Annotated in this window: 2 protein-coding genes; both read right to left on the bottom strand. The window is 71.8% G+C overall.

Annotation, left to right across the window (positions count from 1 at the left end):
• Positions 1-43 precede the first annotated feature (43 nt).
• Positions 44-280 (bottom strand): hypothetical protein, encoded by a 237-nt coding sequence (locus HMPREF3086_RS12690; protein ID WP_083324439.1) that lies wholly within the window; start codon positions 278-280, stop codon positions 44-46.
• 328 nt (positions 281-608) lie between these two features.
• On the bottom strand, positions 609-960 hold a 352-nt coding region (locus tag HMPREF3086_RS12685), incomplete at its 5' end, for a PEP-utilizing enzyme (RefSeq protein ID WP_246830989.1).

Here is a 960-nt window from a genome sequence, read left to right as displayed (position 1 = left end):
GCCGGCTCACATGGAGCCGGCCCCTCGCCGTCATCTAGCAGGGTCAGCTGACCTCGTCGTCGTCACCTTCCGGGTCGCCGTCGTCGTCGGGCAGCTCGATGGCCTGCTCGGCGACGTCCGCCGGATTTGCCTCGCGGAAGGGGTCGTCGACGGTCACCTCGGGCTCGTACTCCTCGGGAGCGGTGACCGAATCAGGGCCCGGGGTGTATTCGTCCGGGTCGATGGGGTCCTCGGTGATCATCTCGTCCTCCTCGTGGCATGGGGGCGCGTGGACCTCCACGTCTAGCAGCCTGTCGCCGGCGCCGCCACTGGGCAGCGCGTCGGCCCGTCATCCAGGGGCCGAGCACCAGCCCTTGTCACGCCTCATGCTGTTGCCATCGAGGTCGGCCACCAGCGCCGCACCCGGGACTCGCCGTGCCCCGACCCCCGGAAAGTGGTCACAAATGCGGCATGGTGGCGAAGTGGACCTGGGAAAACGTGAGCAGGTGTGACCGCGCGACAGAGTGACGGCGCTGCAGCAGGGGCCGGGGCCAGCCCGACATCGCCGGAGCCGCTCAGGTCGGTGGCCTCGCCCCGGGCGGCAGCGATCCACACGGACGCCCAGCGCCTCACCCCTCCAACCGCGTCACCACGCCCCGGTCTCCGTCTACGCGGACGCGGTCGCCGGTGCGTAGCGTCTGCGTGGCGACGATCGTGTTCACCACGCACGGCAGGCCGTACTCGCGCGCGACCACCGCACCGTGCGAGACCGAGCTCCCGATGTCGGTGACCAGCGCAGCGATCACCGTGAAATACGGCGTCCAGCCCACGTCCGTCACGCGCGCGACGAGCACCTCGCCGGGCCGGACCTCGCGGGCATCGACGATCGAGCGCGCCACCCGCACGGCGCCCTCCACCGTTCCGCGGCTCGCCGGTCGGCCCACGATCTCCCCGCCCGCGGTCTCTCGCGGCGGCCACCGT

It is taken from the genome of Dietzia sp. HMSC21D01 (genome assembly GCF_001815995.1).
Lineage (GTDB): Bacteria > Actinomycetota > Actinomycetes > Mycobacteriales > Mycobacteriaceae > Dietzia > Dietzia cinnamea.
This window is presented reverse-complemented; position numbering and strand designations above follow the sequence as displayed.